Genomic DNA, 21,030 nt, shown 5'->3' on the forward strand with positions numbered 1-21,030 from the left:
AAACGCCCGGTTACATTCCGAACCCGGAAGCTAAGCCTTTCAGCGCCGATGGTACTGCAGGGGGGACCCTGTGGGAGAGTAGGACGCCGCCGAACTCCTTTTAGAGCTCTGGCTCTTGGGCACACAGCCCGAGAGCCAGAGCTTTTTTGCGTTGAGGTAAGGTCAGTGAGCATCGTTGGCACGTTTCCCACAGGAGGCCCCCGGGTGGAGGTTCAGGAGACTCGCGTCCAGACGGACCGTGTGCTCACCATCCCGAACATCCTCAGCATGGCTCGGCTCGTCGGCGTGCCCCTCTTCCTGTGGCTGATTCTGAGGCCTGAGTTCGGTGGGCCCAAGAGTGACGGATGGGCCCTTCTGGTACTGGCCCTGAGCGGCATCACCGACTACCTGGACGGCAAGCTCGCACGGCGCTGGAACCAGATCAGCAGTCTCGGCCGGCTTCTCGACCCCGCGGCCGACCGGCTCTACATTCTCTCGACATTGGTCGGTCTCACCTGGCGCGAGATTCTGCCTCTCTGGTTGACCGCTGCACTTCTGCTGCGCGAGCTGGTTCTGCTGGTGATGGTGGGCATCCTCCGCCGTCATGGCTATCCGCCGCCCCAGGTGAACTTCCTGGGCAAGGCCGCCACCTTCAACCTGATGTATGCCTTCCCGCTGCTCCTGCTCAGTGACGGAAGCGGTTGGATCTCGTCACTCGCTGCTATTTTCGGATGGGCGTTCGCAGGATGGGGTACAACGCTGTACTGGTGGGCAGGAGTCCTCTACGTGGTACAAGTCCGCCGCTTGGTCCGTGCGGACGCCATGGCCGATTGAACTTGCGGATTGGTCCCACCGTGGCTGTCCGATGGCCGGTGGTCGAAAAGTGGGGGACAATCCTGGCGGGGGAAGTCGGCTAGACCGTCGTCTCTTAGAGGAGGACGCTTCCGACATGAAGGCCGTCGTGATGGCCGGAGGCGAAGGCACGCGTCTTCGCCCCATGACCTCAAGCATGCCCAAGCCGCTCCTGCCCGTGGCCAATCGCCCGATCATGGAGCACGTTCTGCGGCTGCTCAAAAGGCATGGGCTCAATGAAACCGTTGTTACTGTCCAGTTCCTGGCCTCGCTGGTCAAGAACTACTTCGGTGACGGCGAAGAGCTCGGTATGGAACTGACCTATGCCAATGAGGAGAAGCCACTCGGTACCGCCGGAAGCGTCAAGAACGCCGAAGAGGCCTTGAAGGACGATGCCTTCCTCGTCATCTCCGGCGATGCTCTGACGGATTTCGACCTCACCGAGCTCATCAATTTCCACAAGGAAAAGGGTGCGCTGGTCACGGTTTGCTTGACGCGTGTTCCCAATCCGCTGGAATTCGGCATCACCATTGTCGACGAGGAAGGCAAGGTGGAGCGCTTCCTCGAGAAGCCCACCTGGGGCCAGGTCTTCTCGGACACGGTGAACACCGGCATCTACGTGATGGAGCCCGAGGTCTTCGACTATGTCGAGCCCGATGTGCCCGTCGACTGGTCCGGCGATGTCTTCCCGCAGTTGATGAAGGAAGGCAAGCCCGTCTACGGCTACATTGCCGAGGGGTACTGGGAGGACGTCGGAACGCACGAGAGCTATGTGAAGGCGCAGGCCGACGTCCTGGAGGGCAAGGTCGACGTCGACATCGACGGCTTCGAGATCTCGGCAGGAGTCTGGGTTGCCGAGGGCGCGGAGGTGCATCCCGACGCCGTGCTCCGCGGTCCTCTCTACATCGGGGACTACGCCAAGGTCGAGGCCGGCGCGGAGCTCCGCGAGCACTCCGTCGTGGGTTCCAACGTGGTGGTCAAGAGCGGCGCCTTTCTGCACAAGTCCGTCGTTCACGACAATGTCTACGTGGGGCCGCACAGCAATCTGCGCGGGTGCGTGGTCGGGAAGAACACCGACATCATGCGCGCGGCGCGGATCGAGGACGGGGCGGTCATCGGTGATGAGTGTCTGATCGGTGAAGAATCGATCGTCCAGGGCAATGTGCGGGTCTATCCGTTCAAGACCATCGAGGCCGGCGCATTCGTCAACACGTCGGTCATCTGGGAGTCCAGGGGGCAGGCGCACCTCTTTGGTGCCCGCGGGGTGTCCGGAATCCTGAACGTCGAGATCACGCCGGAGCTGGCCGTGCGGCTTGCCGGTGCGTATGCGACCACCCTGAAGAAGGGCTCGACCGTCACGACGGCCCGGGACCACTCCCGTGGCGCCCGGGCTCTGAAGCGGGCGGTGATCTCCGCGCTGCAGGCCAGCGCCATCGACGTACGGGATCTGGAGAATGTCCCGCTGCCCGTGGCCCGGCAGCAGACCGCGCGGGGCAGTGCGGGCGGGATCATGATCCGTACCACGCCCGGGGTGCCGGACTCCGTGGACATCATGTTCTTCGACGGGAACGGTGCCGACCTGTCGCAGGGCAGTCAGCGGAAGCTGGACCGGGTGTTCGCGCGGCAGGAGTACCGTCGGGCGTTCCCCGGTGAGATCGGGGATCTGCACTTCCCGGCCAGCGTCTTCGACTCGTACACCGGGTCGTTGCTGCGGAACGTCGACACGACGGGCATCTCCGAGTCCGGGTTGAAGGTCGTCGTGGACGCGTCCAACGGCAGTGCGGGACTCGTGCTGCCGTCTCTGCTCGGGAAGCTCGGTGTCGACTCGCTGACGATCAATCCCGGTCTGGACGAGTCCAGGCCGACGGAGACGGCCGACATGCGGCGATCGGGGATGGTGCGTCTCGGGGAGATCGTGGCGTCCTCCGGTGCCGCCTTCGGGGTGCGGTTCGACCCGGTCGGTGAGCGGCTGTCCCTCGTCGACGAGAAGGGACGCATCATCGAGGACGATCGGGCGCTCCTCGTGATGCTGGACCTCGTGGCCGCCGAGCGGCGTAGCGGCAGGGTCGCGCTCCCGGTGACCACGACCCGGATCGCCGAGCAGGTGGCGGCCTACCACGGGACCCAGGTCGAGTGGACGACGACCTCTCCCGACGACCTCACGCGCGTCGGTGGAGAGGAAGGGACGATCTTCGGCGGTGACGGCAAGGGCGGCTTCATCGTCCCCGAGTTCAGCAGCGTGTACGACGCCACCGCTGCCTTCGTACGGCTCATCGGGCTCGTGGCGCGGACGCAGCTCACGCTCAGCCAGATCGACGCCCGGATCCCGCGGGCGCACGTCCTGAAGAGGGATCTGGCGACCCCGTGGGCTGTCAAGGGTCTCGTGATGCGGCGGGTCGTCGAGGAGGCCGGAGATCGCTTCGTGGACACCACTGACGGCGTGCGTGTGGTCGAGACCGACGGGCGCTGGGTGATGGTGCTGCCCGATCCGGCGGAGGCCGTCACCCACCTGTGGGCCGAGGGGCCGGACGACGCATCCGCGCAGGCACTGCTCGACGAGTGGTCGGCCGTCGTGGACAGCGCCGGACGGTAGAACGAGCTGCACGCGTGCGTGCCGGACAAGTGTCCCCAACGGGGCCTGTCCGGCACGCCGGTGGGGCCGTTCGGAGGTAGCGGCCGCGACGTGCGACGATGTGCGGCATGCCGCAGCAACCCCCCATTCGGAGCACACCGACGCGGCCCCGGCGCCCCGATGCGTCCATGTCATTGCTCAACAACGTCATGGACCACAGCCTCGACGACGGATATGCCGAGGCCGCCGAGCGGAAGAAGGCCGCGGGCGACGCCGGCATGCCGAAGACCCTCAGGGCGAAGCTGGGGCTCGCGGCGGGACTGGTGCTCGCGGCCCTGGTCGTGACCGTCGGAGCGGCACAGGCGCGGGTCGCCGCACCGGTCGTCGCCAAGGAGCGGGAAGAGCTGGTCGACCGCATCGACCGGGAGAGCGAGGCGGCGGACAAGCTGGAGGACTCCGTCGACGAGCTGCGCGCGGACGTGAGCGCCCGGCAGCGCGAGGCGCTGAAGCACAGTGGCAGCGCCGACTCCGATCTGGTGGGCATCATGTCGGGCGCCGCGGCGGTGCACGGTCCCGGCGTGAAGCTCGTGGTGAACGACGCCAAGGACACCGGCGCGGGCGGTGACGGCGACCCGCGCGAGGCCTCCGGGTTCTCGGACACCGGCCGGGTGCGTGACCGGGACATGCAGCGCGTGGTCAACGGGCTGTGGGAGTCGGGCGCCGAGGCCGTCTCCATCAACGGGCAGCGGCTGACGGCGCTGTCCGCGATCAGGGCCGCGGGGGACGCGATACTGGTCGACAACAAACCGCTGGTGCCGCCGTACACGGTGCTCGCGGTGGGGGACGGGCAGCGGCTGAGCACGCGGTTCCAGAACAGCGCGGACGGGTTGTATCTGAACGCGCTCCAGGAGAGTTACGGAGTCAGGACGGCCATCTCCGCGGAGGACGACCTTCGGCTGCCTGCCGCACCGAGTGTGATCGTACGTACAGCACAGCCGAGCACTGAGAAGAGCGAGAAGGGCACATCGTGATCGCCGTACTGGGCCTCGTCGTGGGAGTCGTGGCCGGCCTGTTGGTCCGGCCTGAGGTTCCGGCGGTGGTCGAGCCTTATCTGCCGATCGCTGTCGTGGCGGCGCTCGACGCCGTCTTCGGCGGTCTGCGCGCCATGCTCGACGGCATCTTCGACGACAAGGTCTTCGTGGTGTCGTTCCTGTCGAACGTGGTCGTGGCCGCGTTGATCGTGTTCCTGGGCGACAAGCTGGGCGTGGGCGCCCAGCTGTCCACCGGTGTGGTGGTCGTCCTCGGCATCCGGATCTTCTCCAACGCCGCGGCGATCCGCCGGCACGTGTTCCGGGCGTGAGGCCGATGAGCGAGAACGACGAGAAGCGCGCCGAGGAGAACGGCGACACGCGCGCGGAGCAGCGCGGCGGGAGCGGCGAGGGCGGGAACCGGCTTCGCAAGGAGCTGCCCCAGGAGGTGGCCGCGGCGGAGCCCGCCGCCCAGGACACTCCTGAGCCTCCTGAGTCAACGCCTGAGCCGGTGCCTGATCCGGAGCCGGAGGTGGCGCCCGAGCCTCGGCTGACCGGTCGGCAGCGGCTGGTGCAGGGGTTGTGGCCGCCTCGGGTCAGCCGGGCCCAACTCATCGTCGCGCTGCTGCTGTTCGGCCTCGGTTTCGGGCTGGCGGTGCAGGTGGCCTCGAACAGCGACAGTGACAGCGCCCTGCGCGGTGCGCGCCAGGAAGATCTTGTCCGCATCCTCGATGAACTGGATGACCGTACCCAGCGTCTTGAGGACGAGAAGCAGGGACTCGAGAAGCAGCGCGACGAGCTCGAGAACAGCTCGGACCAGGCCGAGGAGGCCCGGAAGCAGACGATCGAGAAGGAGCGGCAACTCGGCATCCTGGCGGGCACGGTGGCCGCGCAGGGGCCTGGCATCACCATGACCATCGAGGACACGAAGGGGACGGTCGAGTCGGACATGCTGCTCGACGCGGTCCAGGAACTGCGTGCGGCGGGCGCCGAGGCGATCCAGGTGAACGGCGTACGGGTCGTCGCCGGTACGTATCTCACGGACTCCGGCAAGGGTGTGAGCGTCGACGGGAACAAGATCAACGCGCCCTATCGTTTCAAGGTCATCGGCAAGTCGCAGGACCTCGAGCCGGCGCTCAACATCCCCGGAGGCGTGGTGCAGACTCTCGAGAAGGAACAGGCCATCGTCACCGTGGAGCGGTCGACCAAGATCGTCGTGGACGCCTTGCGAGCGGCGAAGCGGCCTGACTACGCTCGGTCGTCCTCCCAGTGAACCGGCGGTGCATGGGCGGCGTCCGGCGAGGGCATGAGGTTGCGGGGGGTCGGCGCACCGAATGGGTGGTGCGTGGTGGAAACTGTCTGGTGCAGACGGACGTTGTCAGGATGTCCGGGTCGGCCAGAGTGTTCAGTCAGGGTTCGTCCTGCCCCACGGGCGGGTCTGTTTCGGTCAAGGGGAATCGCCCGTGAAGTTGTTTGCGAAGTTGTTCGGCAAGAGCCCGCGAGAGGGCAGCGACAATGCGACCGCCCGTCATCGCGCACAGCCTGACGCGGAGGGCCAGCGGCCGCTGTTCCGGGACCAGGTCGGCGGTCCGGGCGGCGACGTTCCCGGAGGTCAGGGCGCGCCGTCGGTTGACCCTGCGCAGCCCGGCGGCATAGGTTTCGGGCAACCCTCAAGTGCGGGTGGAGGGTTTTCCGACCCGTATGCGTCCAATGCTCCTGGTGGGCAGCCGCGGCAGGAGGATCCTATGTCGGCCCTGGTGTGTACGAGGTGCGGCAACCGCAACGCGGAGAACAGCCGCTTCTGCTCCAACTGCGGCGCGCCGCTGCGGGCGGGCGCGACTCCGGAGCGTCCCTCCGAGACGACCTCCACGATCTCCATCTCCGGACTCGAGGCCTACGACGCCGAGGCCACCGGCCAGACGCCCACGCCGACGCTGTCTCCCGAGGCGCAGGCGGCCGTGGACGCGCTGCCGCTGGGTTCCGCGCTCCTGGTCGTGCGCCGTGGGCCGAACTCGGGCAGCCGCTTCCTGCTGGACGGCGATCTGACCACGGCCGGCCGTCATCCGCAGAGCGACATCTTCCTGGACGACGTCACGGTCTCCCGGCGGCACGTGGAGTTCCGTCGCGGTCAGGACGGCTCGTTCACGGTGGCCGACGTGGGCAGCCTGAACGGCACGTACGTGAACCGTGAGCGGATCGACCAGGTCGCCGTGAGCAACGGTGACGAGGTGCAGATCGGCAAGTACCGGCTGGTCTTCTACGCCAGCCAGCGGGGCTACTGACCCGGACTGCCTCCGGGGAACCCCAGCGAAGGTCCGTCCGTCAGGGAAGGTCCATGCTTCATACACCGAGCGGCGGTGCCGGGCACGGCGCCGCCGCCACGGACAGTGGGCTGATGAGCATCGGCACGGTGCTGAACGCGCTGCGCGACGAGTTCCCCGAAGTGACCATCTCCAAGATCCGCTTCCTGGAGTCGGAGGGTCTCATCGAGCCACAGCGGACCCCTTCGGGGTATCGCAAGTTCAGCGCCCGTGACGTCGAGCGCCTGGGGCACGTCCTGAGGATGCAGCGGGATCACTATCTGCCCCTGAAGGTGATTCGCGAGCACCTGGAGGCCATGGAGCGCGGTGAGGCCGCCCCGCTGCCGACCGTGGGCCGTCAGCGTGAGGGCGATTCCGCGCCCGAGTCCTCCGAGGGGCCGCCCACGGCTGCCAGGATCGGTCGTGAGGAGCTGCTCGCCGCCGCCGGGGTGGACGAGGAGGAGCTCAGGGAGTGGGAGTCGTACGGGCTGGTCACTCCACTGGAGGACGGTGCGTTCGAGGCGGAGGCGGTCACTGTGGCGGCGCTCGTCGCCGAGCTGGGGCGGTTCGGGATCGAGCCGCGGCATCTGCGGGTGATGAAGGCCGCCGCCGATCGCGAGGCCGGGCTCGTGGACCAGGTGGTCGCCCCGCTGAAGCGGCACCGGAACCCGCAGACCAGGGCTCATGCGGAGGCCCGTACGAAGGAGCTGGCGGGGCTCACGGTGAAGCTGCACGCCGCGTTGGTGCAGACGGCGCTCGGGGTGCGGCTGCCATGAGGCGGCCGGACGCGTGGGGGCCGGATCAGGCGCCCGATCTCTGCCCGACTACCCAAACGTCCCGAGCACGGCCTAGGGTTGCTGTGTGAACGAGCTCGATGTCGTAGGTGTCCGGGTCGAGATGCCCTCCAACCAACCGATCGTGCTGCTGCGTGAAGTGGGAGGCGACCGCTACCTCCCCATCTGGATCGGGCCGGGCGAGGCGACGGCGATCGCCTTCGCCCAGCAGGGCATGGCTCCGGCGCGGCCGCTGACCCACGACCTGTTCAAGGACGTGCTGGAAGCCGTCGGTCAGGAGCTCACGGAAGTGCGTATCACGGACCTGCGTGAGGGCGTCTTCTACGCGGAGCTGGTCTTCGCCAGTGGCGTCGAGGTGAGCGCCCGCCCGTCCGACGCCATAGCGCTGGCGTTGCGCACCGGGACGCCGATCTACGGGAGTGACACGGTGCTGGACGACGCCGGTATCGCGATCCCGGACGAGCAGGAGGACGAGGTGGAGAAGTTCCGCGAGTTCCTCGACCAGATCTCCCCGGAGGACTTCGGCAGCAGCAGCCAGTGAGCTCCGGAGGCCGGTGAGTGCCCGGCCCGGCAGGGAGCGGCAGCGGTCGTGAGACGTGTGGGGCGGCCCGGCGGACGATGAGTCCGCGGCAGGGCCGCCGCCGTATGTGTGACGGGTGAATTGCCCGCATGTGCCGGTGGCGCGTGAGAGCGTCACACGGCCTGTGCCGAAGGCATTCGGCTAGCCTTTCCCCGCGGTGGGGCACGGGAAACCACTCTTAGGGTGATTATCACTCGGCGTGGCGAGTGTGGCGATCGTTGACGCACCCCGGGTGACTGCCTACCGTCGAGAAGGCAGGTCAAGGACGGAGGTCGGCGTGAGCAGCAGCGGCGACGGTACGGCTGGGGGCGGCCCCGAGCGCAGTCTCAGGGTGAGTGGTCCGTACGCTCCCCCCGGCTCTCGGCTCCTTTCGGGCGAGGGGTATCCCCAGCCCGACGGTGCGGCCGAGCACGCTCCGCGGCGACCGTCGGCGGTGCCGAGCAGCGGAGGGACGACGTCCATGGCGTCCGAGCAGATCGGCTATCGCGGCCCCACGGCCTGCGCGGCCGCCGGTATCACCTACCGGCAGCTGGACTACTGGGCCCGCACCGGTCTCGTCGAGCCGAGTGTGCGCCCCGCCTACGGGTCCGGGACACAGCGGTTGTACAGCTTCCGGGACGTCGTCGTCCTGAAGATCGTCAAGCGGTTCCTCGACACCGGGGTGTCGCTGCAGAACATCCGCACGGCGGTCCAGCACCTCAGGGAACGCGGTTTCCGCGACCTGGAGCGGATGACACTGATGAGTGATGGCGCGACGGTCTACGAGTGCACCTCGCCGGACGAGGTCCATGCCCTGCTCCAAGGGGGCCAGGGCGTCTTTGGGATCGCCGTGGGCGTGGTGTGGCGGGACGTCGAGAGCGCGTTGTCCCAGCTGCACGGGGAGCGGATCGACACCGGCGAGACCCTGGTCGGACCCAATCCGGCGGACGAGCTGGCGCGGCGGCGGAACCGGGCCGTCTGACCCGCTGGACGGTGTGGTGTGCGTGCGGCCGTGGTAGGCGGGACGTTTCCGCGTCGGCCCGCAAGCGGTATCTCCCAGGACGGTCGGGAGGGTTCGCCACGGCGTTGTCAGTGGCGTAGGGCAGCATCGGAGTTGTGAGAACCGCGCCCACGATCCTGCATCTCGACATGGACGCCTTCTTCGCTTCGGTGGAGCAGGCGTCCAAGCCGAGCCTGCGCGGGAAGGCCGTGATCGTGGGCGGGCTCGGGCCGCGGGGTGTGGTCGCGACCGCGTCGTACGAGGCCCGGGTCTTCGGGGTGCACTCGGCGCTGCCCATGGCGCAGGCCCGGCGGCTGGCGCCCAACGCCGCATATCTCGTGCCGCGCTTCGGGTTCTACCGCGCGATCAGCGAGCGGGTGATGGAGTTGCTGGGTGCGCTGTCGCCGTTGGTCGAGCCGCTGAGCCTGGACGAGGCGTTCGTGGACCTGGAGGCCGGAGGAGCGGCCTGGGACGAGCGGTCGGCGCGGCTGGCCGGGGTGAAGCTGCGTGCGGACATCCGGGCCGTCACGGGACTCACGGGGTCGGTGGGGCTTGCCGCGTCCAAGATGCTCGCGAAGATCGCCTCGGAGCAGGCCAAGCCCGACGGGCTGGTGGTGATCGAGCCGGGGACGGAGCGGGCGATGCTGGGGCCGATGTCGGTGCGGACCCTGCCGGGAGTCGGGCCGGCCACGGGCGACCATCTCCGGCGGGCCGGGATCACCACGGTCGAGGAGATCGCCGAGGCCGGTGAGGACGAGCTGGTGCGGCTGCTGGGGAAGGCGCACGGGCACGGGCTCTACGCCATGGCCCTGGCGCGGGACGACCGGCCCGTGGTGGCGGAGCGGGAAGCGAAGTCGGTGTCGGTCGAGGACACCTATGACGTGGACATCCACGACCGGCTGCGGGTCGGGCTGGAGGTGCAGCGGCTCGCCGACCGCTGCGTACAGCGGCTGCGGGGGGCCGGGCTGTCAGGGCGGACCATCGTGCTGAAGGTGCGGCGGTACGACTTCTCGACACGCACCCGGTCCGAGACGCTGCGCGGGCCGACGGACGATCCCGGGGTGATCCGTGAGGCGGCGGCCAGACTGCTGGACTCGGTCGACACGACGGGCGGCGTGCGGCTGCTCGGCGTGGGTGTGAGCGGGCTCGCCGACTACACGCAGGAGGACCTGTTCGCGCAGGCGGCCGGGGAGCGGGCGGTCGCGGAGGGCCCCGTCGAGGAGCACTCCGCGGCGCCGGTCGTCGAGGAGCGGCCCGCGCCGGCCGAGCGGCGGTGGCCCGCCGGGCACGATGTGCGGCACGCCGGGTTCGGGCACGGGTGGGTGCAGGGCAGCGGCCTGGGACGGGTCACCGTACGGTTCGAGACGCCCGACTCGGAGCCAGGGCGGGTGCGGACCTTCCGGGTCGACGATCCGGAGCTGGAGTCGGCGGATCCGTTGCCGTTGGTGTTACGAGAGTCTGAGGGGGGCGATGGGCCGGATGGTGACTCCAGGGGTGTGGGGCTGCGTTCCGCCGCTCCTTAGAAGGCTCGCCGGGGGCTTCAGGTCGTCTCGTCCGTGCCCGCCAGCTTGCCGAACTGGTGGTCCTGGAGCGGGGGAGGGGCGGCGACGTCGAGGCCGTAGTGGTGGTAGAGCTGGAGTTCCTGCTCCGGGGAGAGGTGGCGTCCCACGCCGAAGTCGGGGGCGTCCTTGATGAGGGCGCGGTCGAAGGGCACGTGGAGAGCGCCGTCGATCAGCTCGCTGGGCTCGAGGGGGACGAAGGCGTCCCGGCTGAACAGGCCGGTCCGTATGGCCGCCCACTCCGGCACGCCGGTGGCGTCGTCGAGGTACACCTCGTCGATCGTGCCGATCCTCGTTCCGTTGCGGTCGAACGCCTTGCGGCCGATCAGGTTGCGCGGATCGATATCGGTTCGCACGGGCCCTCCACATGGTCGCAACTCATCCGTAACCACTACAAAACGGCACAATCGAGGAGGCGGCCACTCGAAGGTTCGTGCGTTGACCGCGCTGGTAGGCTGACAACGGCTGCTGACCCCGTGCGGGAGAGTCCTCCAGACACCATCGGAGGCGCCGAAGGAGCAAATCCTCCCCGGAATCTCTCAGGCTCACGTACCGCACGGACGAGGTCACTCTGGAAAGCAGGGCGGATGTCACGGCTTCCGCTCTCACCGACGGTGAAAGCCGGAGGCCTTCGGGCGATCCGGTGAAGCTCTCAGGTTGACATGACAGAGGGGGAGGCCGTCCGGGTACCCGTGCCGTGGTGCCCCTCGAAGGTCGTGTCAGACCAGGAGGCCTCCGCATATGACCGCCCACCGCATTCCGCTCTCCGAACTCGAAGAGGCAGTCCCCTTCGAGCAGCGCCACATCGGCCCCGACCACGAGGCGTGCGCCAAGATGCTCGCGCACGTCGGCTACGGCTCGCTGGACGAGCTGACGGCCGCCGCCGTCCCGGCCGTGATCAAGAGCGCCGAGGCACTGGACCTGCCGGGCGCCCGCAGCGAGGCCGAGGTGATCGCCGAGTTGCGCTCCCTCGCCGACCGCAACCAGGTCCTCGGCTCCATGATCGGGCTCGGCTACTACGGCACGTTCACGCCGCCGGTCGTCATGCGCAACGTCATGGAGAACCCGTCCTGGTACACGGCCTACACGCCGTACCAGCCGGAGATCTCGCAGGGCCGGCTGGAGGCGTTGCTCAACTTCCAGACCATGGTCGCCGACCTGACCGGACTGCCGACCTCCGGCGCCTCCCTGCTCGACGAGGGCACCGCCGCGGCCGAGGCCATGGCGCTGTCGCGGCGGCTGGGCAAGAACAAGAAGGGCCTGTTCCTGGTCGACGCGGACGCCCTGCCGCAGACCATCGCCGTGATCGAGACCCGGGCCGAGCCGACCGGTGTCGAGGTCGTCGTGGCCGATCTCAGTGACGGCATCCCCGCCGGGATCGCCGAGCGCGAGATCAACGGCGTGCTGATCCAGTACCCGGGTGCCTCCGGAGCCGTACGGGACATCAAGCCGGTCATCGACCAGGCGCACGGACTCGGGGCGCTCGTCACCGTCGCCGCCGACCTGCTGGCGCTCACCCTGCTGAAGTCGCCCGGGGAGCTCGGCGCGGACATCGCGGTCGGCACGACGCAGCGGTTCGGTGTGCCGATGGGCTTCGGCGGCCCGCACGCCGGTTACATGGCCGTCGGGGAGAAGATGGCGCGCAGCCTGCCCGGGCGGCTCGTCGGTGTGTCCGTGGACGCCGACGGGAACAAGGCCTACCGGCTGGCGCTGCAGACGCGTGAGCAGCACATCCGTCGTGAGAAGGCCACCAGCAACATCTGTACCGCTCAGGTGCTGCTCGCCGTGATGGCCGGCATGTACGCCGTCTACCACGGGCCGGAGGGCCTGAAGAGCATCGCGCGGCGCACCCACCGGTACGCCACGGTTCTCGCCGCCGGGCTCGCGAACGGCGGTGCCGAGGTTGTGCACGGGGCCTACTTCGACACCGTGACCGTGCGCGTCGAGGGCCGGGCCGCCGAGGTCGTGGCCGCCGCGGAGCGGAACGGGGTCAACCTGCGTCTCGTCGACGCCGACCACGTCTCGATCTCCTGCGACGAGACCACGACGCGGGCCCAGTTGCGTGCCGTTTGGGCCGCGTTCGGGATCGAGGGTGTCGTCGAGGCGCTGGACGCCGCCACGGAGGACGGGCTTCCGGGTGCCCTGCTGCGGTCCGACGAGTACATGACCCACCCGGTCTTCCACCAGTACCGCTCCGAGACCGCCATGCTGCGCTACCTGCGCCGGCTGGCCGACCGCGACTACGCGCTCGACCGCGGCATGATCCCGCTGGGCTCCTGCACCATGAAGCTCAACGCGACCACGGAGATGGAGCCGGTCACCTGGCCCGAGTTCGGGCAGCTGCACCCCTTCGCGCCGGCGGCGCAGGCCGAGGGCTACCTCACGCTCATCCACGAGCTGGAGGAACGTCTCGCCGAGGTCACCGGGTACGACAAGGTGTCCCTCCAGCCGAACGCCGGATCGCAGGGCGAGCTGGCCGGTCTGCTCGCCGTACGCGGGTACCACCGGGCCAACGGGGACGAGCAGCGCACCGTGTGCCTGATCCCGTCGTCCGCGCACGGGACCAACGCCGCGAGCGCGGTGATGGCGGGCATGAAGGTCGTCGTCGTCAAGACCGCCGAGGACGGCGAGATCGACGTCGAGGACCTGCGGGCGAAGATCGAGCAGCACCGTGACGAGCTGGCCGTGCTGATGATCACCTACCCGTCCACGCACGGCGTGTTCGAGGAGCACGTCTCCGAGATCTGCGGCCAGGTGCACGAGGCGGGCGGGCAGGTCTACGTCGACGGGGCCAACCTCAACGCGCTCGTGGGGCTCGCCAAGCCGGGACACTTCGGCGGGGACGTCTCGCACCTGAACCTGCACAAGACCTTCTGCATCCCGCACGGCGGTGGCGGGCCCGGCGTCGGTCCGGTGGCGGTGCGTGAGCACCTCGCGCCGTATCTGCCGAACCATCCGCTGCAGCCCGAGGCGGGCCCGGAGACCGGGGTCGGCCCCATCTCCGCGGCGCCGTGGGGCTCGGCCGGCATCCTGCCGATCTCGTGGGCGTACGTCCGGCTGATGGGCGGCGAGGGGCTGAAGCGGGCCACACAGGTGGCCGTGCTCAGCGCCAACTACATCGCCAAGCGCCTCGAGCCGCACTACCCGGTGCTCTACACCGGCCCCGGCGGGCTCGTCGCGCACGAGTGCATCATCGACCTGCGGCCGCTGACCAAGGCCACCGGAGTGAGCGTCGACGACGTCGCCAAGCGGCTGATCGACTACGGCTTCCACGCGCCGACGATGTCGTTCCCGGTGGCCGGGACGCTGATGATCGAGCCGACCGAGTCCGAGGACCTGGCCGAGCTGGACCGCTTCTGCGAGGCGATGATCGCCATCCGTGCGGAGATCGAGAAGGTCGGCTCCGGCGCCTGGCCCGCCGACGACAACCCGCTGCGGGGCGCCCCGCACACCGCCGGCGCGCTCGCCGGGGAGTGGGAGCACGCCTACAGCCGTGAGGACGCGGTCTTCCCGGCCGGGGTCACGGCCTCCGACAAGTACTGGCCGCCGGTGCGCCGCATCGACCAGGCCTTCGGTGACCGGAACCTGGTGTGCTCCTGCCCGCCGCTGGACGCGTACGAGGACTGATCGACCGCCAGGTCAGAGGGAGGGGCTCCGCCGCGCGGGGCCCCTCCGTCGTGCCCGGCCCCCGTCGCGCGGCGGCTGTCCGTCATGCGACGGCTGTCCGTCATGCGACGGCGAGTGACACCTCGGTCGACTTGACCAGGGCGACGACGGGGGTCCCGGCCGACAGACGGAGATCGTCCGCGGCGTCCTTGGTGATCGCCGCCGTCAGCTCGCCGCCCTCGACGGTGATCCGGACGGAGGCCATCGCGTCGCCTGTCGCGACGCCCGTGACCGTACCGGGGAGACGGTTGCGGATGGACAGGCCCCCGACGGGCGCGGTGGCCAGCGCGACCTCCGTCGACTTCACCAGGGCGCGCACGGCCGTGCCCGGCGTGAGGCCGAGGTCGTCGGCGGCTTCGCGGGTGATCGCGGCGGTGAGGTCCTGGCCGCCGGTGAGGCGGACCCTGACCGTGGCCATGGCCTCGCCCGGCGTGACGGCGGTGACGGTGCCGGGGAGCTGGTTGCGGATGCTCAGACTCATGGGTGCACGGTAGCCCGGTACGTTCCTTATGCCGGGTATGCATGCGTCTGCGTCGCCTTGACCGCAGCCCAGACCGGAGCACCGGGGTGCAGATCGAGTTCGGCGGCGGCGACCGTGGTGAGGTCGGCTGTCAGCGGGAGTTCGCCGGTGAGGTCGGCGCGGATCTGGTCGCCGTGCGTCTCCAGGCCGGCGACCTCGCCGTGCCACAGATTGCGGGCGCTGGAGCCGGTGGGGCGGTCCCGGTACAGCGTCACCGCGCTGGGCGGGAACGCCACGAAGGCCGGGCCGGAGAGGTCCTCAGTGGTCGTGATGGCCGGGCCCGCGTCCAGCCGGACCGTGTGGCCATCGGCCTGTCCCCGGTACAGGTTGAGGCCGACGAGCCGGGCGATGTAGTCCGTGCGGGGGTGGCGGGCGATGTCGGAGGGCGTGCCCTCCTGGACGACCTGGCCGTGCTCGACGACGACCAGGCGGTCGGCCAGCACCATGGCGTCCAGCGGGTCGTGGGTGACGAGGACGGCGACGGCCTCGAACTCGGCGAGGTGGCGCCGGAGCTGGGCACGTACCTCCAGTCGGGTGCGGGCGTCGAGGGCGGCGAGAGGCTCGTCCAGGAGCAGCAGGCGTGGCCGGGTGGCCAGGGCCCGGGCCAGGGCCACGCGCTGGGCCTGGCCGCCGGAGAGACGGCGGGGCTTGGCGCCGGCGTGGTCGGCCAGGCCCATCCGGTCCAGCCACTCGGCGGCCTGGGCACGGGCCTCGGCCTTGCCGGTGCCCCGGCAGCGCGGGCCGAAGGCGACATTGTCCAGGGCGGTCAGATGCGGGAAGAGCAGATAGTCCTGGAAGACGACGCCGACCGGGCGGGACTCGGGCGGCGTACCGTCCAGCCGCCTGCCGTCCAGCTCCAGATGGCCCGACGTGAGCGGCGCGAGGCCCGCGAGCGCGCGCAGGGCGGTGGTCTTGCCGGCGCCGTTGGGGCCGAGCAGGGCGACCACGTCGCCGGGGGCGGCGGAGAGCGCGACATCGAGGCGGAAGCCGCCGCGGTCGACGACGAGATGGGCGTCGAGACCTTCGGCCGGGAGGCCGGATGCGCCGGGAGTGCCGGGTATGTCAGGCGCGCCGGGTGCGCCGGGAGTGCCGGATGCACCGGGAGTGCCGGGTGTGCCGGGTGTGCCGGGTGTGCCGGGAGTGCCGGGTGTGCCGGGTTCCTTGTCGTCTCGGTCGGTCGTCTCGGTCATGAGGTGTACGTCCAGGGTGTCAGGAGGCCGTCATCCAGCGGTCGCGCAGGGCCGCGAGGACCGTGATGGACACAGCCAGCAGCACCAGGCTGAGGGCGATCGCGGCGGCCGGGTCGTTCTGGAGGGCGAGGTAGACAGCGAGCGGCATGGTCTGGGTGCGGCCCGGGAAGTTGCCCGCGAAGGTGATCGTCGCGCCGAACTCGCCGAGCGCCCGGGCCCAGGCCAGCACGGCACCGGCCGCGATGCCCGGCGCGATCAGCGGCAGGGTGACGCGGCGGAACGCGGTGAAGCGGGAGGCGCCCAGGGTGGTGGCGGCCTCCTCGTAGCGCGGGTCGGCGGCCCGCAGTGTGCCCTCCACGCTGATCACGAGGAACGGCATCGCCACGAAGGTCTCGGCGAGGACCACACCCGTCGTGGTGAAGGGCAGGGTGATCCCGAACCAGGAGTCGAGCCACTGCCCGATCACCCCGTTGCGCCCGAAGGCCAGCAGCAGGGCCACACCGCCCACGACCGGCGGCAGCACCAGGGGCAGCGTCACCAGGGCCCGGACGAAACCGCGGCCGGGAAACCGCGTGCGGGCCAGCAGCCAGGCCAGGGGTACACCGACGATCAAGCTCAGACCCGTCGCCGCCGTGGCGCAGAAGAGGGAGAGCCGGAGCGCCTCCCACACCTCGGCGCTCGTGAGCTGCTCGGGCAGGCTGCGCCAGGGCGCCCGGACGAGCAGGGCGATCAGCGGCAGCAGCAGGAAGGCCAGGCCGGCCAGGGCGGGCACCAGCAGGGGCACCGGCACCGTGCGGCTCCGTCGGCCGGGGCGGTCGCGGCGGGGCCGGCTCTCCACGGTGTCGGTACGCGTCATGGCTTGAGGAACCCGGCCCCGGAGAGCACCTTCTGGCCCTCGGCGGACCTCACCAGTGCCATGAAGGCCTTCGCGGTGCCGGGGTTGGGGGCGTTCTTGAGCAGGGTGATCGGGTAGTCGTTGACGGCCTTGGCCGACTCGGGGAACTCCACGCCCTCCACCTTGTCGCCCGCCGCGCGCACGTCGGTCTTGTAGACGACGGCGGCGTCGGCCTCCTTCAGTTCGACCTTGGTCAGGGCGCTCTTGACATCCTGTTCGTACGAGACGGGAGTGAGCTTCAGGCCGCTTGCGTCCAGCGCCGTCTGGGCGGCGGCGCCGCACGGAACCGTCTTGTCGCACAGGACGACCTTCAGGCCGGACCTGGTGAGGTCCTTCAGGGAGGAGATCCGGTCGGGATTGCCCGGCAGCGTGGCGATCTCCAGCTGGTTGCGGACGAAGGTGGCCGGCGTGCCCGCCGCGTCCTTCCCGTCCGTCACGATCGCCATGGTCTTGGTGCTGGCGGCGGCGAAGACATCGGCCGGGGCGCCGCTCGTGATGCTCGCCGCGAGGGTGTCGCTGCCGCCGAAGTTGAAGGTGACCTCGGTGCCCGGGTGGTCCTTCTCGAACTCCTTGCCCAGCGTCGTGAAGCTCTCCTTGAGGGAAGCGGCGGCGAAGACGGTGACCTCGCCGGAGAGCTTCGGTGACGAGGACGCCGAGGAGCCCTTGTCCGAACCCGAGCCGGGGGAGGAGCAGGCGCTCAGGGCCAGCAGCGCCGCGGCGGACACACCGGCGACCTGGAGCATCCGGCGGGTCCGATGCGCGGAACGGGTCATCTCGGGGCCACTCCCTCTGTGTGCCGGAGGAAGAGCCCACCGGGCCCTTCCGATACGTCGATCATACTGACGCATCTGCGAGGCAGAAGCCTCCTGTCGCTTCGCATGAGCGAGGGTGGGTGGCCCCACGGGTGTGTATGTGCGTTCGCACGTACGGTCCTAGACGCGGTCGATGTGAACGTTCGTCGACTTCACGCGGGCCGTCGCCTCCATGCCCACCTCCAGGCCCAGCTCCTCCACGGCCTCGCGGGTGAGCAGGGAGACGAGCCGGTGAGGACCGGCCTGGATCTCCACCTGGGCGGCGACGTCGCCGAGTTTGATCGCCGTGACGATGCCGGGGAAGGCGTTGCGGGCCGAGGTGTACGGGGCGTCCTCCTCGGCGGTGCCTGACCTGGCGAGTTCGACCGAGAAGGCGGCCAGGTCCCGTCCGTCGACGAGCCGTCGCCCGGCCTCGTCGCGATGGGTGGTGATGCGGCCCGCGTCCGCCCAGCGCCGGGCGGTGTCCGGGCTCACGCCGAGCAGTCGTGCTGCCTGGCCGATCGTGTAGGACTGCATGCCGGTCACGATAGGGGCGCGGGAGCGGAACGGCGGATGCGGGGTTGGCCGTTGGTTATAACGCGATATAGCGTTAGTCGGTGATGGGGTGGGCCGGGTGCCGTGCCCGGGGATCGGGGGAAGTGATGGCGGGAGAGTTCTCGCGTGCCGGTGGATCGCCCGAGGTGAGGGCCTCGCATGCGGACCGGGACCGGATCGTGGAGGTGCTGCGCGTCGCCGCCGGGGACGGCCGGCTGACCATGGAGGAGCTCGATGAGCGGCTGGAGGCCGCGCTGTCCGCGCGTACCGTCGGCGAGCTGGCCGTGCTGACGACGGATCTGCCCGACGTGGTGGGGGAGACTCCCGTCGAGGCCGAGGACGTCGTCCGGATCGAGCAGCAGGGGGCCTCGACGCGGCGTGGCGACGCCTGGGTGGTGCCGCGGCGCCTGGAGATCCGTTCGTCGTTCGGCGAGGTGACGCTGGACTTCACCGACGCGATGATCACCCAGGACACGCTGCACATCGACCTGGAGATGGGCGGCGGTGCCCTGAAGCTGGTGACCCCGCCGGGTGTCGTGGTGGACACCGGCTCGCTGGTGCTGAACTACTCCAGGATCAAGGCGCGCCGGGCCGGAGCGAGGGCTGACGTGCCTGTGTTGCTGCGGGTGCGGATCACTGGTGAGATCAGCTTCGGGCAGGTCGTGGTGCGCCGGCCTCGGAGAGGTTTCGGCAGGAGAAGACCCCGCGGCTGAGGCCCGTCAGCCGACGTGCACCCTCGGGCGCCGCTTACGGTCGCGTTCCGCCTCGCGCAGGACCTCGCGGGTCACCGGGGCGACCTCGCCCTGGCCGAACAGGAAGAAGCGCAGGAGGTTGGTGAACGGTCCGCCCTCGGTCCACTCGAAGTAGATGTGCGGGGTGCGGCCGGTCAGGTCGCGGGCGTGCAGGAGCAGGGCGGCCAGCGCGTTGGGGACGGAGGACGACTCCAGGGTCAGGACGCGGTAGCGGCCGTGGAGCACCTCGCCGCGCACGGTCAGGCTCGCCTCGAACTCCGACGGGTCGGTGACCGTCACCTCGACGAAGACGAAGTCCTCCGGCTCGGGCACATCGTTGTCCTGCCGGATCTGCTCGATCTTGTCCCGGTACTCCGCGATGTCGCGCCGGTCGGGCTCGTTGGCGATGAACCGCATCCTGCGGCTGGCCATGTCCCGGACGAAGCGCTCCGCCATGGCGTCCAGCGACACGCTGGTCACGCGCAGTTCGAACGCCCGGGCCAGCCGTGACAGCAGCGAGACCAGGATGATCCCGGCGATGAAGCAGGCACCGATCTTCACACCGTCCGGGCGCTCGATGACGTTGAGCACGGTCGTGTAGAGGAACACCGCGGAGATGACCGCGAAGCCGATGGTCCAGTTCCGCTGCCGGGCCTTGCGGGCGGCGATGGTCACCGCGATCGCCGCGGAGCTGATGAGGACCAGCACACCGGTGGCGTAGGCGCCGCCCTGCGCGTTGACGTCGGCGTCGAAGATCCAGGTGACCAGGAAGGCGATCAGGGTGAAGACGATGACCATGGGGCGTACGGCGCGGGCCCAGTGGGGGGCCATGCCGTAGCGGGGGAGGTAGCGCGGCATGAGGTTGAGCAGGCCCGCCATCGCGGAGGCACCGGCGAACCACAGGATGGCGATCGTCGAGACGTCGTAGACGGTGCCGAACACGTTGCCCAGGTAGTCGTGTGCCAGATAGGCCAGCGCGCGTCCGTTGGCCTGGCCGCCCGCCTCGAACTCCTTCTCCGGGATGAGGAGCGTGGTGATGAAGCTGGTGGTGATCAGGAAGACGCTCATGATGAGAGCGGCCGTGGTGAGCAGCTTCTTCGTGTCCCTGATGCGGCCCTTCGGGTTCTCCTCCGTGTCGCCGTCGTCGCCCTTGACATGCGGCATCACGGCGACGCCGGTCTCGAAGCCGGACAGGCCGAGGGCCAGCTTCGGGAAGACCAGCAGGGCGACGCCGATCATGACGAATATGTTGCTGTGCTGCGTGGTGAGCGCGCTGGACCAGTCGGTGACCACGTGACCGGCGGTGACCACGTGGTAGAGGCCGACGACCACCACGACCGCGTTCAGTGCGAGGTAGGCGCCCACCAGGGCGACCGCGACGCCGATGGCCTCCAGGAAGCCCTTGAGGAACACCGCGCCGAGCAGCGCGACCAGGATCAGGGTGATCAGCAACTGCTTGTCGTGCAGGGCGCTGTTCAGGTGCGGGTTCTCCACCAGGTGGGTGGAGGCGTCGGCGGCCGACAGGGTGATGGTGATCAGGAAGTCGGTGGCGGCGAAGCCCAGCAGGGTCAGTACGAACAGCTTGCCCTGCCAGAAGGAGAGCAGCCGCTCCAGCATCGCGATCGAGCCTTCGCCGTGGGGGCTCTCCTCGGCCACCCGGCGGTAGACCGGCAGGGCACCCGCCAGTGTGACGATCACCAGCACGATCGTCGCGATCGGGGAGAGCAGTCCGGCGGCGAGGGCCGCGATGCCCGGCTGGTAGCCGAGCGTGGAGAAGTAGTCGACACCGGTCAGGCACATCACCCGCCACCAGGGCTGGCCCTGGTGCGGGGGCTCCGGTTCGGCGTGGGGTCCGGTGTGGCCGCCGCCCTTGCCCATGTCGGACAGGCCCTCCAGCATCCAGGTCCGCAGGCGACCGGGTGGGGTGCGCTCCGTACGGCTCGGTGGCAGGTGCTCAGTGGTGGCCATCGAAGCTGCTCCCGGGAGGCGGCGCAGGGTATTTCCGGCCATCACTGGACGGCCCGATCAGCGTAAGCGGA

At 69.6% G+C, this 21,030-nt stretch carries 18 protein-coding genes, 1 rRNA gene, 1 pseudogene and 1 riboswitch; of the genes and pseudogenes, 13 read left to right on the forward strand and 7 right to left on the reverse strand.

What is annotated here, in order from left to right; translation table 11 throughout:
- The 11 genes and pseudogenes from rrf to ACIBK5_RS42875 all read left to right on the forward strand — a co-directional run.
- Positions 1-95 (forward strand): 5S ribosomal RNA (gene rrf / locus ACIBK5_RS42825); the annotation flags it as partial.
- A 109-nt stretch (positions 96-204) separates the two neighbouring features.
- Positions 205-813, forward strand: coding sequence for a CDP-alcohol phosphatidyltransferase family protein (locus ACIBK5_RS42830; RefSeq protein WP_399028807.1), 609 nt, complete (start codon positions 205-207; stop codon positions 811-813).
- A 115-nt stretch (positions 814-928) separates the two neighbouring features.
- On the forward strand, positions 929-3,424 hold the full coding sequence (locus ACIBK5_RS42835) for a mannose-1-phosphate guanyltransferase (protein WP_328415863.1): 2,496 nt from the start codon (positions 929-931) through the stop codon (positions 3,422-3,424).
- Positions 3,425-3,522: 98 nt separating this feature from the next.
- Entirely contained in the window at positions 3,523-4,434 is a 912-nt protein-coding gene (locus ACIBK5_RS42840) for a DUF881 domain-containing protein (protein ID WP_399028809.1), read from the forward strand.
- Complete coding sequence (locus ACIBK5_RS42845) at positions 4,431-4,763, forward strand: small basic family protein (protein WP_003988855.1); 333 nt, start codon at positions 4,431-4,433, stop codon at positions 4,761-4,763. Before ACIBK5_RS42840 ends, ACIBK5_RS42845 begins: the two co-directional genes overlap by 4 nt.
- A 5-nt stretch (positions 4,764-4,768) precedes the next feature.
- Positions 4,769-5,704, forward strand: a complete 936-nt coding sequence (locus tag ACIBK5_RS42850) for a DUF881 domain-containing protein (protein WP_399028812.1) — start codon at positions 4,769-4,771, stop codon at positions 5,702-5,704.
- A gap of 61 nt (positions 5,705-5,765) precedes the next feature.
- Positions 5,766-6,713 (forward strand): FHA domain-containing protein, encoded by a 948-nt coding sequence (locus ACIBK5_RS42855; RefSeq protein WP_399028814.1) that lies wholly within the window; start codon positions 5,766-5,768, stop codon positions 6,711-6,713.
- A 53-nt stretch (positions 6,714-6,766) separates the two neighbouring features.
- Entirely contained in the window at positions 6,767-7,507 is a 741-nt protein-coding gene (locus tag ACIBK5_RS42860; RefSeq protein ID WP_399028815.1) for a MerR family transcriptional regulator, read from the forward strand.
- Between the two features lie 85 nt (positions 7,508-7,592).
- Positions 7,593-8,066, forward strand: coding sequence for a bifunctional nuclease family protein (locus ACIBK5_RS42865; protein ID WP_003988851.1), 474 nt, complete (start codon positions 7,593-7,595; stop codon positions 8,064-8,066).
- Between the two features lie 316 nt (positions 8,067-8,382).
- The gene (locus tag ACIBK5_RS42870; protein ID WP_399028816.1) at positions 8,383-9,066 is read left to right on the forward strand and encodes a MerR family transcriptional regulator; all 684 of its coding nucleotides are present in this window, start codon (positions 8,383-8,385) and stop codon (positions 9,064-9,066) included.
- 134 nt (positions 9,067-9,200) lie between these two features.
- A pseudogene (locus ACIBK5_RS42875) lies at positions 9,201-10,706 on the forward strand (DNA polymerase IV).
- Here ACIBK5_RS42875 and ACIBK5_RS42880 read toward each other — a convergent pair.
- A complete protein-coding gene (locus tag ACIBK5_RS42880; protein WP_399028817.1) occupies positions 10,625-10,999 on the reverse strand; it encodes a PRC-barrel domain-containing protein in 375 nt (124 codons plus the stop codon). The pseudogene ACIBK5_RS42875 and the gene ACIBK5_RS42880 overlap by 82 nt on opposite strands.
- A gap of 113 nt (positions 11,000-11,112) precedes the next feature.
- A riboswitch (glycine riboswitch) is annotated at positions 11,113-11,208 on the forward strand.
- A 176-nt stretch (positions 11,209-11,384) separates the two neighbouring features.
- On the opposite strand from ACIBK5_RS42880, the gene gcvP reads away from it, so the two are divergent.
- Positions 11,385-14,270, forward strand: a complete 2,886-nt coding sequence (gene gcvP / locus ACIBK5_RS42885) for an aminomethyl-transferring glycine dehydrogenase (RefSeq protein WP_399028819.1) — start codon at positions 11,385-11,387, stop codon at positions 14,268-14,270.
- Positions 14,271-14,370: 100 nt separating this feature from the next.
- Here gcvP and ACIBK5_RS42890 read toward each other — a convergent pair whose 3' ends face one another.
- The 5 genes from ACIBK5_RS42890 to ACIBK5_RS42910 form a co-directional block, all read right to left on the reverse strand.
- On the reverse strand, positions 14,371-14,790 hold the full coding sequence (locus tag ACIBK5_RS42890) for a molybdopterin-binding protein (protein ID WP_399028821.1): 420 nt from the start codon (positions 14,788-14,790) through the stop codon (positions 14,371-14,373).
- Positions 14,791-14,816: 26 nt separating this feature from the next.
- A complete protein-coding gene (locus ACIBK5_RS42895) occupies positions 14,817-16,019 on the reverse strand; it encodes an ABC transporter ATP-binding protein (protein ID WP_399028823.1) in 1,203 nt (400 codons plus the stop codon).
- Positions 16,020-16,038: 19 nt separating this feature from the next.
- Entirely contained in the window at positions 16,039-16,875 is an 837-nt protein-coding gene (gene modB, locus ACIBK5_RS42900) for a molybdate ABC transporter permease subunit (protein WP_399028825.1), read from the reverse strand.
- Positions 16,872-17,687, reverse strand: a complete 816-nt coding sequence (modA, locus tag ACIBK5_RS42905) for a molybdate ABC transporter substrate-binding protein (RefSeq protein ID WP_399028828.1) — start codon at positions 17,685-17,687, stop codon at positions 16,872-16,874. The genes modB and modA overlap by 4 nt, the downstream gene beginning before the upstream one ends.
- A 159-nt stretch (positions 17,688-17,846) precedes the next feature.
- Positions 17,847-18,242 (reverse strand): molybdopterin-binding protein, encoded by a 396-nt coding sequence (locus ACIBK5_RS42910; RefSeq protein WP_142165137.1) that lies wholly within the window; start codon positions 18,240-18,242, stop codon positions 17,847-17,849.
- A 164-nt stretch (positions 18,243-18,406) separates the two neighbouring features.
- Between ACIBK5_RS42910 and ACIBK5_RS42915 the strand changes: the two genes are divergently transcribed.
- Positions 18,407-18,973, forward strand: a complete 567-nt coding sequence (locus ACIBK5_RS42915) for a DUF1707 domain-containing protein (RefSeq protein ID WP_399028830.1) — start codon at positions 18,407-18,409, stop codon at positions 18,971-18,973.
- A gap of 6 nt (positions 18,974-18,979) precedes the next feature.
- On the opposite strand, the gene ACIBK5_RS42920 is transcribed toward ACIBK5_RS42915, so the two are convergent.
- The gene (locus ACIBK5_RS42920) at positions 18,980-20,959 is read right to left on the reverse strand and encodes an amino acid transporter (RefSeq protein WP_399028831.1); all 1,980 of its coding nucleotides are present in this window, start codon (positions 20,957-20,959) and stop codon (positions 18,980-18,982) included.
- Positions 20,960-21,030: the final 71 nt, after the last annotated feature.

Source organism: Streptomyces sp. NPDC050546 (genome assembly GCF_044457425.1).
GTDB lineage: Bacteria > Actinomycetota > Actinomycetes > Streptomycetales > Streptomycetaceae > Streptomyces.

What these genes read in the sequence shown, in the direction of transcription:
- ACIBK5_RS42835 (WP_328415863.1), top strand. Translation starts at nt 929, where the DNA reads ATGAAGGCCGTCGTGATGGCCGGAGGCGAAGGCACGCGTCTTCGCCCC.
- gcvP (WP_399028819.1), top strand. Translation starts at nt 11,385, where the DNA reads ATGACCGCCCACCGCATTCCGCTCTCCGAACTCGAAGAGGCAGTCCCC.
- modB (WP_399028825.1), bottom strand. Translation starts at nt 16,875, where the DNA reads ATGACGCGTACCGACACCGTGGAGAGCCGGCCCCGCCGCGACCGCCCC.
- ACIBK5_RS42840 (WP_399028809.1), top strand. Translation starts at nt 3,523, where the DNA reads ATGTGCGGCATGCCGCAGCAACCCCCCATTCGGAGCACACCGACGCGG.
- ACIBK5_RS42910 (WP_142165137.1), bottom strand. Translation starts at nt 18,242, where the DNA reads ATGCAGTCCTACACGATCGGCCAGGCAGCACGACTGCTCGGCGTGAGC.
- ACIBK5_RS42895 (WP_399028823.1), bottom strand. Translation starts at nt 16,019, where the DNA reads ATGACCGAGACGACCGACCGAGACGACAAGGAACCCGGCACACCCGGC.
- ACIBK5_RS42920 (WP_399028831.1), bottom strand. Translation starts at nt 20,959, where the DNA reads ATGGCCACCACTGAGCACCTGCCACCGAGCCGTACGGAGCGCACCCCA.
- modA (WP_399028828.1), bottom strand. Translation starts at nt 17,687, where the DNA reads ATGACCCGTTCCGCGCATCGGACCCGCCGGATGCTCCAGGTCGCCGGT.
- ACIBK5_RS42890 (WP_399028821.1), bottom strand. Translation starts at nt 14,790, where the DNA reads ATGAGTCTGAGCATCCGCAACCAGCTCCCCGGCACCGTCACCGCCGTC.
- ACIBK5_RS42860 (WP_399028815.1), top strand. Translation starts at nt 6,767, where the DNA reads ATGCTTCATACACCGAGCGGCGGTGCCGGGCACGGCGCCGCCGCCACG.
- ACIBK5_RS42855 (WP_399028814.1), top strand. Translation starts at nt 5,766, where the DNA reads ATGGGTGGTGCGTGGTGGAAACTGTCTGGTGCAGACGGACGTTGTCAG.
- ACIBK5_RS42850 (WP_399028812.1), top strand. Translation starts at nt 4,769, where the DNA reads ATGAGCGAGAACGACGAGAAGCGCGCCGAGGAGAACGGCGACACGCGC.